This window comes from Micromonospora sp. URMC 107 (assembly GCF_051386315.1).
Lineage (GTDB): Bacteria > Actinomycetota > Actinomycetes > Mycobacteriales > Micromonosporaceae > Micromonospora.
The window spans coordinates 20,412-34,765 of the sequence record NZ_JBPQTK010000060.1; the positions used below are offsets into that span (position 1 = coordinate 20,412).

The window sequence follows — 14,354 nt, forward strand, 5'->3', positions numbered from 1 at the left end:
ACCGCACGGGGGCACCGGGCCGACTCGCGACGTTTACAATGTGGGAAATCCGTCTTGATATTTGGGAGGCGCGGATGGACGTGGCCGAGGTCTTCGACGCGGTGGCCGGCAGCTACGACGAGGCCCGCCGGCGCCTGGTGCCCTGCTTCGACGCCTTCTACGGCACCGCCGTCGAGGTGGCCGCGCCGCCGCTGCGGGCCGCGCTCGCCGCGGGGCGTACCCCCGAGGTGCTGGACCTGGGCGCGGGCACCGGGCTGCTGTCGCTGCTGCTCGCCGCGGCGGTGCCGGAGGCCCGGCTGACCCTGGTCGACGCCGCGCCGGCCATGCTCGCCGTCGCCGCCGACCACCTGCGCGCCCGCGGGGTGGCGCACCGGACGGCCCTGGCCGACCTGGCCGACCCGCTGCCGGCCGGCCGCTACGACGCGGTGGTCAGCGCCCTGGCCGTGCACCACCTCGACGACGCCGGCAAGCGCGAGCTCTACCGGCGGGTGCCCGCGGCGCTGGCGCCCGGCGGCGTCTTCGTCAACGCCGAGCAGGTCGCCGGCCCCACCCCGGCGCTGGACCGCCGCTACCACGAGGTGTGGCTGGCGCAGGTGGCCGCGCTGGGCTCCGACGCCGACGAGATCGCCGCCGCCGAGGGCCGGATGGCGTACGACCGGCCGGCCCCGGTCGCCGCGCAGTGCCGCTGGCTGGCCGAGGCGGGTCTGGTCGACGTCGACTGCTTCTTCAAGCAGTGGCGGTTTGCCGTGTTCGGCGGCCGGCGCGAATAGCCGCCCCCGACGGGATGACTGCCGGTCATACCGATGGGTAGTCTGCCTGGCATGACTGCCAAGGTGACCCTGTCGTTCTCCGACGAGACGATCGAGGAGGCCCGGCGGTTCGCCAAACGCGAAGGACTCTCCCTGTCGGCGTGGATGGACCAGGCGGCGCGGGAGAAGGCGCTGCGCGAGGTCTTCACCGCGCACGCCGCCGCCGTCGGCCGGGCCGGGCTCGACCTCGAAGCCGCCGCCCTCGCGGACGCCCGCGAGGTGGGCATGGTCGACGACGTGCTCTTCGGCGGACGCCCGCGTGCTGCGTAGGGGCGAGGTCTGGCGCATCGACGGCGCCCGGGAACGGCTCGGGCTGGTGATCAGCTCCGACGTCTACAACTCCACCGACGTGCCGATCGTGATCGTGGCCGAGGTGGTCGAGGAGGCGCTGCTGCGCGACTCGCCCCTGGCCGTGCCGATGGGCCCCTACGTGGTGATGCCCGACCGGATCTCCTCGCCGATGAAGAAGTGGTTCACCGAGTGCGTGGACGTCGCCGACACCGAGACCATGCTCCGGGTCGGCCGGGCGCTGCGCATCCTGCAACAGCTCTGACATCTCACCGGCGGCATCCGCCCGCGGTGCGGTCTCCGTTTCCGGCCCGACCCGCGACGGGCACCGTGGGGTAACCCCCGGTTCCTAGCGTTCCTCCAGGTCGCACCGACGAGGAGGAGTCGCCGTGAGCACACTGGCCCCCACCACACCCCCGACCCAGGCCGCCCCGCCGGTCGCCGCCGGTCGCCGGCACCGCGTCGACGACTGGCGGCCCGAGGACCCCGAGTTCTGGCGTACGACGGGGGCGTCGGTCGCCCGGCGCAACCTCTGGGTCTCGATCTTCGCCGAGCACGTGGGCTTCTCCGTGTGGAGCCTCTGGTCGGTGACGGTGCTCTTCCTCGGCCCCGAGTACGGCATCGACCCGGCGGGGAAGTTCCTGCTCACCGCCGTGCCGGCCGCCCTCGGGGCGGCGCTGCGACTGCCGTACACGCTGGCCGTGGCCCGCTTCGGCGGACGGACCTGGACGATCGTCAGCGCGTTGCTGCTGCTCGTGCCGGCCGTGCCGATGACGGTGCTGCTGGAGCCCGGCGTCTCCTATTCGACCCTGATGGTGCTGGCCTGCCTGACCGGCGTCGGCGGGGGCAACTTCGCCTCCTCGATGGCGAACATCAACCTCTTCTACCCGTCTCGGCTCAAGGGGCGGGCGCTCGGGCTCAACGCGGGCGGCGGCAACCTCGGCGTGCCGGCCGTGCAACTGGTCGGCCTGGCGGTGCTGGCGACCGCGGGCGCCGCGTACCCCCGCCTGGTGCCGGCCGTCTACCTGCCGCTGATCGTGCTGGCCGCGTTCGCCGCGGCGCGCGGGCTGGACGACATCCCCGGGGCGCGCAACGAACCCGGCGCGCTGCGCGAGGCCGCCCGCGATCCGCACACCTGGGTCATGTCGCTGCTCTACATCGGCACCTTCGGCTCCTTCATCGGCTTCGGCTTCGCCTTCGGCCAGGTGCTCCAGCTCCAGTTCGCCGAGCGCTTCCCGACCCCGGTCGACGCCGCCTGGCTCACCTTCCTCGGCCCGCTGACCGGCTCGCTGGTCCGGCCGGTCGGCGGGCACCTCGCCGACCGCCTCGGCGGGGCCCGGGTGACCTTCTGGAACTTCGTCGCGATGGCGGCCGGCGCCTCGCTGGTGCTCTTCGCCGCCCGGGAGCGGTCGTTCGGGCTCTACCTGCTCGGCTTCCTGTCGCTCTTCGTCTTCTCCGGGATCGGCAACGGCTCGACGTACAAGATGATCCCGGCGATCTTCCGGGCGCGGGCGACGGCCGAGGTGGACGCCGGCCGGCGGGAGGCGGCCGCGGCGCAGCGCTGGGCCGGTCGGATGACCGGCTCGCTGATCGGCATCGCCGGGGCGGTCGGGGCCTCCGGCGGGGTGCTGGTGAACATCGCCTTCCGGCAGTCGTTCCTGACCGGGGGCAGCGCGGACGCGGCGTACGTCGCCTTCATCGCCGCGTACGCGGTCTGTTTCGGGGTGACCTGGCTGGTCTACCTGCGCCCGGGCCCGCGCCGGCTGGCCGGGGTGTGAGCCCCGCCAGGTATCCTCGGGGGCCAGGTGGGGGCGGTACCCCGTTTTGACCTGCCGACGGGGCGGCGGGTATCGTTGCCTGCTGTTGTACGACATCCAGAGGCGTGCCGCCTGAGGTACGCTTGGTCGTTCGTGCGCGCCCGGTAACCTCGGCGCGCGACCCCAGACCGACGACGAGACAAGGTATACCTGTGCGTACGTACAGCCCGAAGCCGGGTGAGATCGAGCGTCAGTGGCACGTCATCGACGCCTCTGATGTCGTGCTGGGCCGCCTGGCCACCCACGCCGCCACGCTGCTGCGCGGCAAGCACAAGCCGACTTTCGCGCCGCACGTCGACACGGGCGACTTCGTCGTCATCGTGAACGCGGGCAAGGTCGCGCTGACCGGCAACAAGCGCCAGACCAAGATCGCCTACCGCCACTCCGGCTACCCGGGTGGCCTGAAGCAGGTCGGCTACGACGAGCTGCTGACCAAGCGTCCCGAGCGGGCCATCGAGCTGGCCGTCAAGGGCATGCTCCCGCACAACAAGCTCGGCCGTCAGCTCATCAAGAAGCTGAAGGTCTACGCCGGTGCCGAGCACCCGCACGGCGCGCAGCAGCCGGTGCCGTTCGAGATCAAGCAGATCGCGCAGTGAGCGCGGGCGAAGGAAACAGCATGACCGACATCACCGAGACCGAGGTTGCCCCCGAGGAGGCCACCGAGGCGCCGGCGCCCGTCGCCCGCGCGCCGCGTGGTGACCGCCCGATCCAGACCGTGGGTCGGCGCAAGGAGGCCATCGTCCGGGTGCGCATCGTCCCCGGCAGCGGCAAGATCACGTGCAACGGCCGTGACCTTGAGGCCTACTTCCCGAGCAAGGTGCACCAGCAGCTGATCAAGGACCCGCTGGTCACCGCCGAGAAGCCGGAAGCCTTCGACGTCATCGCCAACCTGCGTGGCGGCGGCACCACCGGTCAGGCCGGCGCGCTCCGGCTGGCCATCGCCCGGGCCCTGATCGTCAGCGAGCCGGACGACCGTCCGGCGCTGAAGAAGGCCGGCTTCCTCACCCGGGACGCCCGGGTCAAGGAAAGCAAGAAGTACGGCCTCAAGAAGGCCCGTAAGGCTCCCCAGTACTCGAAGCGCTGATCAACAGCTGCACGTTGTACTTCTGACGGACGGCCGGGTTCACCTCCCCTCGACGGGAGGTGGCCCGGCCGTTCGCCTTTCCTGGACCGTTTCATCGGAGGTTGGCGGGTATGGGCCGGTTGTTCGGCACGGACGGCGTACGCGGGCGGGCGAACGCGGATCTCACGCCTGAGTTGGCGCTGGCGGTGGCGGTCGCCGCCGCGCACACACTCGCCGAGTCGGACCGGAGCCATCCCCCGCTGGCCGTGGTCGGGCGGGACACCCGGGCCAGCGGCGAGATGCTGGAGGCCGCCGTGGTCGCCGGGCTCACCAGCGCCGGCGCCAACGTGGTCCGGGTGGGCGTGCTGCCCACCCCGGCCGTGGCGTTCCTCACCGCCGAGGCCAAGGCCGACCTCGGCGTGATGCTCTCCGCCTCGCACAACCCGATGCCCGACAACGGGATCAAGCTCTTCGCCGCCGGCGGGCACAAGCTGCCGGACGAGATCGAGATGCGGATCGAGGCGGCCGTCGAGGCGAACGCCACCACCGCCTGGAAGCGGCCGGTCGGCGCCGGCGTCGGCCGGGTGCACGACCTGCTCGACGGCGCGGACCACTACGTGCAGCACCTGATCGGCACCGTGCCGCACCGCCTCGACGGGCTCAAGGTCGTGGTCGACTGCGCCAACGGCGCGGCGGCCGAGGTGGCGCCGGTGGCGTACCGGGAGGCCGGGGCCGAGGTCGTCGCCATCTACGCCGAGCCGGACGGCCTCAACATCAACGACGAGTGCGGCTCCAACCACATCGAGGCCCTGCGGGCCGCCGTGGTGGAGCACGGCGCGCACCTGGGCATCGCCCACGACGGCGACGCCGACCGCTGCGTCGCGGTGACCGCCGACGGCGACGAGGTCGACGGCGACCAGGTGATGGCCATCCTCGCGCTCGCCATGCGGGACGCCGGCACCCTCACCGACGACACCCTGGTCGCCACCGTGATGAGCAACCTCGGCCTGCGGCTGGCCATGTCCGCGCAGGGCATCCGGCTCCTGGAGACCAAGGTCGGCGACCGGTACGTGCTGGAGGAGCTGCGCGCGTCCGGGCTGGCGCTCGGCGGCGAGCAGAGCGGGCACATCGTGATGCCCGCGTACGCCACCACCGGCGACGGCGTGCTGACCGGGCTGCACCTGATGTCCCGGATCGCCGCCACCGGGAGGTCCCTCGCGGAGCTGGCCGCCGTGGTGACCAGGCTGCCGCAGGTGCTGATCAACGTCCCCGTCGGCGACCGCACGGTCGGCGCGGCCGCGCCCGCCGTCCGGGCCGAGGTCGAGCGGGCCGAGGCGGAACTGGGGGAGACCGGCCGGGTGCTGCTGCGCCCGTCCGGCACCGAGCCCCTGGTCCGGGTGATGGTCGAGGCCGCCACCGAGCAGACCGCCCGCAGCGTCGCCGAGCGGATCGCCGAGCAGGTCCGCACCGCCAGCCCGACCGCCTGACCTTCCTCGTCGGCCCGGACCCGTCACCGGCGGGCCCGGGCCGACGCCTTTCCTCAGCCCGGGCAGCCGGGCGGGCGCGGTCGGAACCTCGGCGGCGATCCGGCGTGGACGTGCGCCGAGGAGGGGCCGGCCTCGTCCCCGTCCGGAAAGGCCCCTACAGGCGCAGGCCGGCGGCGCGCTGGAAGGTGGCCGCCGGGTCCTCGCCGTCGGTGAGGTCCACGTCCTCGATGATCCGCCCGTCGCCGAGGCGGATCAGCCGGTCGCACCGGGCCGCTATCGCCCGCTCGTGGGTGGCGAGCAGGATCGTCATGCCGTGCCGGTCGCGCAGGTCCAGCAGCAGGTCGAGGATCTGACCGCCGGTGGCCGAGTCGAGGTTGCCGGTCGGCTCGTCGGCGAGCAGCAACCCGGGGGAGCCCATCAGCGCCCGGGCGATCGCGACCCGCTGCTGCTGGCCGCCGGAGAGCTGGGCCGGCAGGGCCCGCTCCCGCCCGGCCAGGCCCACCGCGTCGAGCAGTTCCCGGGCCCGGGCGGCGTGGTCGGCCCGCCCCCGGCGGGGCAGCACCGGCGCGATCACGTTGTCCAGCACGGTCAGCGCGGGCAGCAGGTGGTAGCGCTGGAAGACGAAGCCCACCCGCTGCCGGTACCGCGTCAGGGCGGACCGGCCGAGCCCGGTGATCTCCAGCTCGTCCACGGTGATCGTGCCGGCGTCGACCTGCTCGATCGCCCCGATCATGTGCAGCAGCGTCGACTTCCCGGAGCCGCTGGGCCCGGTCAGCGCCACCACCGCCCCTGCCGGAATCTCCAGGGACACGTCGTCGACCGCGGTCACCTGCTGCGGGCCGGCACCGAACCGTCGGGCCAGCCCGGCGACCCGGACCGTGCTGCCCACCGTCGTCGTCTCCATCGTCACTCCTCCGCGAGCAGTCGTGCGGTCGGCAGCCGGCGTAGCAGCGCGGCCGGGACCAGGGCGGCCATCGAGGTGACCAGGACCCCGGCCACCGCCACCAGCGCGGCGACCGTGACCAACGTGCCGGGCAGGGCGCCGACCAGCCAGGCCGCCCCGGCCAGGCCGAGGCCGGCGCCGGTGACCGCGCCGAGCACTCCGAGGGCCAGCCCCTCGTAGGCGATCAGGCGGCCCAGCGCGGCGTCGCTCCAGCCGACCGCGCGCAGGGTGGCCAGCTCGGCGGCCCGGTCCCGGATGTTCAGGTAGAGCACGTCGGCGACCGCGGCGGCGCCGAGCAGCACCGTCGCGACGGCGGCCATGGTGTCCGCGCCCCGCACGCTCAGCGACACCGTGTCGCCGAGCAGGCTGCCGACGATGGCGCCGCGGAAGGCGTACCCGGCGGCGGCGACCAGGGTCAGCGCGGCCACCCCGATGGCCAGCGCGCCGGCCCCGAGCAGGGTGCGCCCGGGCGTGCGGGCCAGGTTGGCCAGGGCCAGCCCGGCCAGGGTGCGCGGCCGGCGTACCCAGCGGGCCGTCGCCACCGCCGGGCGCAGCGCGGCGGCCGGGTGGGCGCGCGCGGCCCGCAGGGCCGGCGTCAGGCCCGCGACCAGCGCCAGCAGCAGGGCCACGGGTACGGCCAGCAGCGCCCGTCGCCATCCGACGTCGATGCCGAGCGCGACCCCGAGCGGGACCGCCAGCGCCAGGGCGAGCAGCCCGGCGGCCAGCCCGAGGGCGGCGACCTCGCCGAGGATCAGCGCGCCGATCCGCCGGGCCGGCCAGCCCAGGCAGGCGAGCACCGCCAGCTCGGACCGGCGGTCCCGGACGGCGGCGGCGACCGCGTTGCCGAGGAAGAGCGCACAGACCACCAGCACCAGCACGAAGAGCGCGACGCTCTTGCGGTCCACCGCCTTGGTGATCACCGAGGCGACCCCGAGCGCCGACCAGTTCTCGGCCAGTCGCAGCGCCGGCCGGCCGAACGACCCGGCGGGCAGCTCCACGGCCTGCGGGGTGGGCGACGAGCCGAGCGTGATGTCGACGTCGAGCCCGGTGACCTGGGCGATCCGCTCGGCGACCAGGCGGACCTGCTCGGCGGCCCGGTCGTTGTATCCGCCCACGTCGGCGACCCGGACCCGGATCGCGCTGATCGGGGCGGCAAGCTGCGGACTGCCGCCGCCCGCCAGCAGCTTCGGCACGCTGTCGAGGCTGGTCAGCAGCAGCGGCGGGGCCGAGAGGTGCCCGGCCGGGTTGCCGCCCGGCTCCAGCGGACGGCCGCCCAGGGCGTCGCGGCTGCGGGCGTCCGCGCCCTGCGCCGACGGTGGCTCGTACGTCTCCAGCGGCACCCGCCCGAGGTCGCTGAAGCCGGTCAGCTTCGCCGGGTCGAAGACCCCCACGGCCCGCCAGCCCCGGTACGGGTTGCCCGACCTGTCCTTCTTCAGCGGGACCTTGCGCAGCGACCGCGCCCCCGTGTCCTCGGCCAGCCAGGGACGCGGGAAGGGGTTGTACGTGAACCGGTCGCCGTACACCGCCGGATCGGCCGCCGGCAGCGCGTCGACCCGCAGCGTGCCGTCGGGCAGCCGGTCGTAGCGCGTCGGCCCGGCCTGCACCATCGTCTGGAGCTGGCCGAAGCAGCAGCCGGTCGGGGAGAGGCCGGTGGAGAGCCAGGTGCGCCAGCCGGCGGCGACGTCGTGGCGGGCGTCGCCGGCGGGGAGCGCGGGACCGCGCCCCAGGGCCCGTTCCAGCTCGATGAGGTCGACACCGGCCGGACGGGCCGCGGGCAGCCGCGTGAAGCTGGCACGCAGTTCCTCGTCGACGAAAGGGCTGCTGGTCGCGAGCACCGGCACGGTGAGGATCTCCCCGGAGCCCGCCCGCCTGGCGGTCGCCGTGTCGTCCGGGCCCAGTGCCCGCCCGTCGACCACCGCGCCGCCGAGGCCCACGAGGCGGTCCTCGGCGGCCGGGTCCACGGCGGCGAGCAGGAGCGGCACCGTCAGGTGGACCGCGATCCGCAGCCGGTCCGAGGTGGACGAGGGGCCCGACCCGCCGCCGGCGAGGACGCCCGCTCCGGCCTCGAACCGGCCGTCGGGGAGCAGCCGTACGGCCACCAGCGACCACTCCTCGCGCTCCGAGTACGCGCCCGGGCTGCCCAGGGTGTGCCGGGGGTCGCAGACGGCCCGGGTGCGGCCGTCGGGCAGCATCTCGCGGGGCGCGGGCCCGCACGTGTCGGACCACGGATAGGAGCGCCCGTCGGTGTACATGGTGGCGTCGCTGGTATGGCGCAGGTCGATGCGGGGGTAGATCAACGGGTGGGTGGTGACGTACACGAAGCGGGGTCGGCCCGGCGTGCCGGAGAGCCCGCGCTCGGCGACGAACCGGGGGTCGACGCGGATGACCTGCCGGTCGAGCGACCGGTCGACCGCCCCGGTCAGGTCCAGCGGGGTGGGCACCGGGGCGGTGGAGTAGCCGAGCATGGCGATGGGGGCGGCGACGTCCACCCCGGCGACTGCCTTCACCTGGTCGTACTGCGCGGTGGTGATGCCGCCGAAGAGGCCGGAGAGGTAGTTGGGCTGGACCAGCCGGCGCTCGGTCTCCAGCGGGGTGCGCGCGCCCTTCGGGCGGACCAGGATGTCGTAGGCGGCCTCGGTGTTCCGCTCGACGGCGCCGGTGACGTCGAGCCGGGAGGTGGTGGTGGCGCCGGTCAGGACGACGAATCCGGTGGTCGCCACCAGCACGCCGAGCAGCAGCGCCACCGACCGTCCCGCACGGCCGCGAAGTTGCTTCCAGATGATGTCGAGCATGTCGCGCCTCCCCGTGTGCTGAGCACACTGTGCGCGATACATTGTGACAATGCAAGGCCCCGTCGGCGCGAGCCCGGGCCGGATCGGAGGAGACGGTGGCGATACAGCACGCGGTCCTGGCCCTGCTGGCCGGCGGCCCCAGCTACGGCTACGAGCTGAAGGGCGCCTTCGAGGAGGCGGTGGGCCCGCAGTGGGGACCGCTCAACATCGGGCACCTCTACCAGATCCTCGACCGGCTCTCCCGGGACGGTCTGGTGGTCGCCGAACGGCAGCCCCAGCCGGTCAAGCCCGACCGGGTCGTCTACGAGATCACCCCGGACGGCCGGGCCGAGCTGGACCGCTGGCTCGCCGAGCCCAGCCCGCGCAGCGGCGGGTTCCGGGACGACTTCTTCCTCAAGGTGACCGCCGCGGCCCGCGCCGGCGAGCCGGCCACGGTGCGGACGGTGCTCGGCAACCAGCGCGGTCACCTGATGCGGGAGCTGCGCAACCTCGACGGGCTGCGCCGCCGGGCCGGCGACCCGGTCGTCGGCCTGCTGCTCTCGGCGGCGAGCCGGCACGTCGAGGCCGACCTGGCCTTCGTCGACGACGCCGAGGGGGTGCTGCTCGCCGACGGCGGCGCGGTGCTCGCCCGGCTCCGGGCGCCCCGCTCCGAGGGGGCACCGGGGGAGCGGGGGCCCGGCCCGGCCCGGGCGGCCGGCTGACGGTCAGGCGTACGCGCCGGTCACCGCGCGTCCGTCAGCCGGCGCAGCCGGGTGACGGCCTCGGTCAGCACCTCGGGGCGCTTGCAGAAGGCGAAGCGGATCAGGTGCCGGCCGGCCTCGGCGTCGTCGTAGAAGACCTGCGTCGGCACGGCCACCACCCCGCACCGCTCGGGCAGGGACCGGCAGAACTCCACCCCGTCCCGCCCGCCCAGGCTGGTGACGTCGGCGGTGACGAAGTACGTGCCCTCCGGCGGGAGCACCTGGAACCCGGCGTCGGTGAGCCCGCCGACGAGCTGGTCCCGGCGGGCCTGCATGCCGGCGCGGAAGTCGGCGAAGTAGTCGTCCGGCAGGGCCAGCGCCACCGCGACCGCCGGCTGGAGGGGCGCGGCGTTGACGAAGGTGAGGAACTGCTTCACCCGCAGCACCGCCGACACCAGCGCCGCCGGCCCGCTCACCCAGCCGACCTTCCAGCCCGTGCAGGAGAACGTCTTGCCGGCCGACGAGATGCGCAGCGTCCGCTCGCGCATTCCGGGCAGCGTGGCCAGCGGCACGTGCGGGGTGGACGCGTCGGTGAAGACCAGGTGCTCGTACACCTCGTCGGTCACCGCGTACGCGCCGTGCTCCCGGCACAGCTCGGCGACCAGGGCCAGCTCGTCGGGGGTGAACACCTTGCCGGTGGGGTTGTGCGGCGAGTTCAGCAGCACCAGCCGGGTGCGCGGGCCGAACGCGGCGCGCAGGGCGGCCGGGTCGAAGGCGTACCGGCCGTCGGCGGCGGGACGCAGCGTGACCGGGCGTCGGACCGCGCCGGCCAGCGCGATCGAGGCGGCGTACGAGTCGTAGTACGGCTCGAAGCAGACCACCTCGTCGCCCGGCTCGCAGAGCCCGAGGATCGCGGCGGCGATCGCCTCGGTGGCGCCCGCCGTCACCACGATCTCGCCGTCGGGGTCGTACTCCAGCCCCCAGAACCGGCGCTGGTGCGCGGCCACCGCCGCGCGCAACGCCGGGACGCCCGGACCCGGTGGGTACTGGTTCTGCCCGGTGCGCAGCGCCTCCGCGGCGGCGGCCAGCATCTCGGGCGGCCCGTCGGTGTCCGGGAAGCCCTGGCCGAGGTTGACCGCGCCGGTGCGCACGGCGAGGGCGGACATCTCGGCGAAGATGGTCGTCCCGAACGGGCGCATCCGGGCCACCAGCGGGTCGACGTCGGCGGTGGTCGTCACGCCGCCAGCCTACGGACTCCCGGCGCGGCTTCAACCCCTGCCGGGGCCGCCGCCCGAGCGCCCGGAACCGTCGCCGGCGTCCCGTCCGCCCGGCGGAGTTATGTCACGGAGGGTGTCGCTTCCCCTCCGATCGCTCAAGTTGGGTGATCGTTTACCCGGCTTTCGCGCACGCGCGATGAGTGGAACTAGGCTAGGCTGCGGGACATGTGTGGAATCGTGGGTTACGCCGGCGCGCGCCCGGCGCTCGGCATCGTGCTCGACGGACTGCGGCGGCTGGAGTACCGCGGCTACGACTCGGCCGGCGTCGCCATCGTCTGCGACGGCCAGCTGTTGACCGAGAAGAAGGCCGGCAAGCTGGCCAACCTGGAGAAGGTGCTCTCCGAGCGGGCCGCCGAGGATCCCACGTCCTGCGCGGCCAGCCCGATCGGCATCGGGGACGGCACCACCGGCATCGGGCACACCCGCTGGGCCACCCACGGCGGTCCGACCGACCGCAACGCCCACCCGCACCTGGCCCCCGACGGCCGCGTCGCCGTGATCCACAACGGCATCATCGAGAACTTCGCGAAGCTGCGCGCCGAGCTGGAGGCCGACGGCGTCCAGTTCACCAGCGACACCGACACCGAGTGCGCGGCGCACCTGCTCTCCGCCGCGCTGGCCGACCTGCGCGCCGCCGGCCACCCCGACGGGCCGCAGCTGCTCGCCGCCGGCATGCGGGTGGTCTGCCAGCGGCTGGAGGGCGCGTTCACGCTGCTCGCCGTCGACGCCGCGGTGCCCGGCGCGGTCGTCGGCGCCCGGCGCAACTCGCCGCTGGTGGTCGGTCGGGGCGAGGGGGAGAACTACCTCGCCAGCGACGTGGCCGCGTTCATCGAGCACACCCGGGAGGCGGTGGAGCTGGGCCAGGACCAGATCGTCCTGATCACCGGCGACACCATCGAGATCACCGACTTCGCCGGCCAGCCCGCCAGCGGCAAGGACTTCCACATCGACTGGGACTCCTCCGCCGCCGAGAAGGGCGGCTACGACTGGTTCATGCTCAAGGAGATCGAGGAGCAGCCGCAGGCCATCGCGGACACGCTGCTCGGCCGGCTCACCGACTCCGGCGAGATCATGCTCGACGAGGTCCGCCTCAGCGACCAGGACCTGCGCGACGTCGACAAGATCTTCATCGTCGCCTGCGGCACCGCCTACCACTCCGGCCTGGTCGCCAAGTACGCCATCGAGCACTGGACCCGGATCCCGTGCGAGGTGGAACTCGCCAGCGAGTTCCGCTACCGCGACCCGGTCCTCGACCGGTCCACGCTGATCGTCGTGATCTCGCAGTCCGGCGAGACGATGGACACCCTGATGGCGCTGCGGCACGCCAAGGAGCAGAAGGCCCGCGTCCTGGCCATCTGCAACACCAACGGCTCCACCATCCCCCGGGAGTCCGACGCGGTCCTCTACACCCACGGCGGGCCGGAGATCGCCGTCGCGTCCACCAAGGCGTTCCTCACCCAGCTCGTCGCCTGCTACCTGATCGGCCTGCACCTGGCCCAGGTGCGTGGCATCAAGTTCGCCGACGAGGTGGCCGCCGTGGTCGCCCAGCTCCAGGAGATGCCGGGCAAGCTGCGCGAGCTGCTGGACCGGATCGAGCCCGTCCGCGAGCTGGCCCGCGACCTGAAGGCCGAGCCGACCGTGCTCTTCATCGGCCGGCACGTGGGCTACCCGGTGGCCCTGGAGGGCGCCCTCAAGCTCAAGGAGCTGGCGTACATGCACGCCGAGGGCTTCGCCGCCGGCGAGCTGAAGCACGGCCCGATCGCGCTGATCGACAAGGGCACCCCGGTGATCTGCATCGTGCCCTCGCCGGTCGGCCGGGGCATGCTGCACGACAAGGTGGTCTCCAACATCCAGGAGGTGCGGGCGCGCGGCGCCCGGACCATCGTGATCGCGGAGGAAGGCGACGAGGCGGTCGTCCGCTACGCCGACCACCTGATCTACGTCCCGCGTACGCCGACGCTGCTCGCGCCGCTGGTCACCACCGTGCCGTTGCAGGTGCTGGCGGCGGAGATCGCCGCCGCCCGGGGGCACGACGTGGACCAGCCCCGCAACCTGGCCAAGTCGGTCACGGTCGAGTAGCCGTACCGCCCCGTGCCGGGCCCCGTCCACCGCGCCGGTGGGCGGGGCCCGCCGCGTCCGGGGTCAGCGCCCGAGCACCACCCGGGCCATCCCGTCGAGGGCCGGGTTGTCGGCCGCCCAGTAGCCGGTGTGCCCGTGCCGGCCGCTGGGGAACGTACGCCCGCCGAAGCCCGGGTGGGACGGGTCCTGCCCGAACCACAGCTCGCGCTCCGGCGCGCCGAGCAGCGTCCCGATCGCCGGGCCGACCGGCGACGCGTTCAGCAGGGCCCGGCGGGCCAGCTCGTCCGGCGGCCGGGCCCACCGGATGACGTCGTCCGGCGCGGTGCTCGCCCAGACCTGCCCGGGCGGCAGGCCCAGCTCGCCCGCGTGCGCGACCCCCACCCCGGGCGAGCCGACGAAGACCAGCGCGTCGGCGGCCAGCCCGTGGTCGCGGGCGGCCGTGCCGACCACCAGCGAGCCGTAGCTGTGGCCCAGCACGGTCTGCCGGCCCGGCGGGTCGTCGTGGGTCGCCCGCAGCCCCTCCTGGAACCGGTGCAGCGCCGGGCCGGCGTCGCGGGCCTGGCCCGGCCACGCCGCCTCGTGCAGGAAGTCGGGGGCGTCGTAGTCCAGCCACAGCACGGCGGCGGCCTCCTCCTCGGGGGCGAGCGCGCCGCAGCGGGACAGCACCCGGGCCGCCCGGCCCAGCTCGCCGGGCACGTCGTGGAGGCCGGCGGTCATCCCCGGCACGTAGGTCAGCACCCGGGTCGACCGGTCGGGGTTGCCCAGCGCCACCACCGCCCGCCCCTCGCCGGCCGTGCCCAGCCCCAGCAGGTAGGCCCGGGGCTGCTCGTCGCCGGTCAGGCGGGCGGCCAGCGCGTCCAGCCCCGCCAGCGACCTCCCGACGCGCGACAGCCCGGCCAGCTCGACCGGCCCGCGCGGCACCCGCTCCAGCAGCCGTCGCCGCGCGGCCAGCAGCTCCGCCCGCCGGGCCCCGAGCAGCAACCGGTTGGCCTGGTCGCGGGCGGCCACCGGCACCCCGTCGAGGCGGCCGACCAGCCCCGGCTCGTGCGGGGTGACCACGATCGGGGCGTCCCGCTTGCGCAGCCGGTCGGCGAGCGAGCCGTCGACCAGCAGGGTCAG

General features: G+C 74.4%; 13 protein-coding genes. 9 read left to right on the forward strand and 4 right to left on the reverse strand.

Annotation, left to right across the window (positions count from 1 at the left end; genetic code table 11):
- The first annotated feature begins 74 nt into the window (after positions 1-74).
- The 7 genes from ACSNN9_RS15830 to glmM all read left to right on the forward strand — a co-directional run bounded on the left by ACSNN9_RS15830 (position 75) and on the right by glmM (position 5,464).
- On the forward strand, positions 75-770 hold the full coding sequence (locus tag ACSNN9_RS15830) for a class I SAM-dependent methyltransferase (protein WP_436673943.1): 696 nt from the start codon (positions 75-77) through the stop codon (positions 768-770).
- Positions 771-821: 51 nt separating this feature from the next.
- Positions 822-1,079, forward strand: a complete 258-nt coding sequence (locus ACSNN9_RS15835) for a DUF6364 family protein (RefSeq protein WP_088998395.1) — start codon at positions 822-824, stop codon at positions 1,077-1,079.
- The gene (locus ACSNN9_RS15840) at positions 1,069-1,362 is read left to right on the forward strand and encodes a type II toxin-antitoxin system PemK/MazF family toxin (RefSeq protein WP_436673945.1); all 294 of its coding nucleotides are present in this window, start codon (positions 1,069-1,071) and stop codon (positions 1,360-1,362) included. The genes ACSNN9_RS15835 and ACSNN9_RS15840 overlap by 11 nt, the downstream gene beginning before the upstream one ends.
- Before the next feature lie 124 nt (positions 1,363-1,486).
- The gene (locus ACSNN9_RS15845; protein WP_436673947.1) at positions 1,487-2,875 is read left to right on the forward strand and encodes an MFS transporter; all 1,389 of its coding nucleotides are present in this window, start codon (positions 1,487-1,489) and stop codon (positions 2,873-2,875) included.
- A gap of 191 nt (positions 2,876-3,066) precedes the next feature.
- A complete protein-coding gene (gene rplM / locus ACSNN9_RS15850) occupies positions 3,067-3,510 on the forward strand; it encodes a 50S ribosomal protein L13 (protein WP_154941857.1) in 444 nt (147 codons plus the stop codon).
- A gap of 20 nt (positions 3,511-3,530) precedes the next feature.
- A complete protein-coding gene (gene rpsI, locus ACSNN9_RS15855; protein WP_121399850.1) occupies positions 3,531-3,998 on the forward strand; it encodes a 30S ribosomal protein S9 in 468 nt (155 codons plus the stop codon).
- Between the two features lie 110 nt (positions 3,999-4,108).
- Positions 4,109-5,464 (forward strand): phosphoglucosamine mutase, encoded by a 1,356-nt coding sequence (glmM, locus tag ACSNN9_RS15860; RefSeq protein WP_436673949.1) that lies wholly within the window; start codon positions 4,109-4,111, stop codon positions 5,462-5,464.
- A gap of 154 nt (positions 5,465-5,618) precedes the next feature.
- Here the strand turns inward: glmM and ACSNN9_RS15865 are convergent, their stop codons facing one another.
- Together ACSNN9_RS15865 and ACSNN9_RS15870 are read right to left on the reverse strand one after the other, a co-directional pair.
- Positions 5,619-6,368: an ABC transporter ATP-binding protein gene (locus ACSNN9_RS15865; protein ID WP_436673950.1), complete on the reverse strand. Its 750-nt coding sequence runs from the start codon at positions 6,366-6,368 to the stop codon at positions 5,619-5,621.
- Between the two features lie 2 nt (positions 6,369-6,370).
- Entirely contained in the window at positions 6,371-9,199 is a 2,829-nt protein-coding gene (locus ACSNN9_RS15870; protein WP_436673952.1) for an FtsX-like permease family protein, read from the reverse strand.
- Positions 9,200-9,294: 95 nt separating this feature from the next.
- On the opposite strand from ACSNN9_RS15870, the gene ACSNN9_RS15875 reads away from it, so the two are divergent.
- Positions 9,295-9,900 (forward strand): helix-turn-helix transcriptional regulator, encoded by a 606-nt coding sequence (locus ACSNN9_RS15875; RefSeq protein WP_436673954.1) that lies wholly within the window; start codon positions 9,295-9,297, stop codon positions 9,898-9,900.
- Between the two features lie 20 nt (positions 9,901-9,920).
- Here ACSNN9_RS15875 and ACSNN9_RS15880 read toward each other — a convergent pair whose 3' ends face one another.
- The gene (locus ACSNN9_RS15880) at positions 9,921-11,117 is read right to left on the reverse strand and encodes a pyridoxal phosphate-dependent aminotransferase (protein ID WP_436673956.1); all 1,197 of its coding nucleotides are present in this window, start codon (positions 11,115-11,117) and stop codon (positions 9,921-9,923) included.
- Between the two features lie 204 nt (positions 11,118-11,321).
- Between ACSNN9_RS15880 and glmS the strand changes: the two genes are divergently transcribed.
- A complete protein-coding gene (glmS, locus tag ACSNN9_RS15885) occupies positions 11,322-13,235 on the forward strand; it encodes a glutamine--fructose-6-phosphate transaminase (isomerizing) (RefSeq protein WP_357880423.1) in 1,914 nt (637 codons plus the stop codon).
- A gap of 63 nt (positions 13,236-13,298) precedes the next feature.
- On the opposite strand, the gene ACSNN9_RS15890 is transcribed toward glmS, so the two are convergent.
- A partial coding sequence (locus ACSNN9_RS15890; protein WP_436673958.1) for an alpha/beta hydrolase occupies positions 13,299-14,354 on the reverse strand: 1,056 nt, incomplete at its 5' end.

Coding starts and splice junctions, on each gene's coding strand:
- ACSNN9_RS15830 (WP_436673943.1), top strand. CDS start 75: ATGGACGTGGCCGAGGTCTTCGACGCGGTGGCCGGCAGCTACGACGAG.
- ACSNN9_RS15835 (WP_088998395.1), top strand. CDS start 822: ATGACTGCCAAGGTGACCCTGTCGTTCTCCGACGAGACGATCGAGGAG.
- rpsI (WP_121399850.1), top strand. CDS start 3,531: ATGACCGACATCACCGAGACCGAGGTTGCCCCCGAGGAGGCCACCGAG.
- glmM (WP_436673949.1), top strand. CDS start 4,109: ATGGGCCGGTTGTTCGGCACGGACGGCGTACGCGGGCGGGCGAACGCG.
- ACSNN9_RS15865 (WP_436673950.1), bottom strand. CDS start 6,368: ATGGAGACGACGACGGTGGGCAGCACGGTCCGGGTCGCCGGGCTGGCC.
- ACSNN9_RS15870 (WP_436673952.1), bottom strand. CDS start 9,199: ATGCTCGACATCATCTGGAAGCAACTTCGCGGCCGTGCGGGACGGTCG.
- glmS (WP_357880423.1), top strand. CDS start 11,322: ATGTGTGGAATCGTGGGTTACGCCGGCGCGCGCCCGGCGCTCGGCATC.